The organism is Bowmanella yangjiangensis, assembly GCF_017255015.1.
GTDB classification, from domain to species: domain Bacteria; phylum Pseudomonadota; class Gammaproteobacteria; order Enterobacterales; family Alteromonadaceae; genus Bowmanella; species Bowmanella yangjiangensis.
On sequence record NZ_JAFKCS010000678.1, the window covers coordinates 1 to 388 of the forward strand.

At 62.6% G+C, this 388-nt stretch carries 1 protein-coding gene; it reads right to left on the bottom strand.

What is annotated here, in order from left to right; translation table 11 throughout:
• On the bottom strand, window positions 1-388 hold a 388-nt coding region (locus tag J0A65_RS26230), incomplete at both ends, for a phage portal protein (protein WP_206597120.1).

Here is a 388-nt window from a genome sequence, read left to right on the forward strand (position 1 = left end):
CGTAGTCCTTCAGGTCGGCCAAGCGGATCAACGCCGCATGCAGCAGCGGCACACCTCGGTTCTGGCCGATGCGTTTACGGTTGGCGATGTGAATAACCCGCTCAACGTCTACCCGCTTGGTTTGCTGGTAGATGCCGTGCCCGATATCGCCGGGGTGCGCCTTGAGCAGGTGGTAAGCCTTCACGCGGCGCCAGGCGTCGCGCTCGATACCCTGGGTGATGCCTTTGCCAGCATCGTTGTACTCGAAGGGCAGGTAATCCGGCTCCAGCAACTCGAGGGCAAAAGGCACGGCGGTGAGGTGCTTGTAGTTCGCGACCGCGCCCATGATCTTCTGGGCCAGGGCCTCACCATCTCGCAGCCACGTACGGCACACCAGCCGCTCCATCTG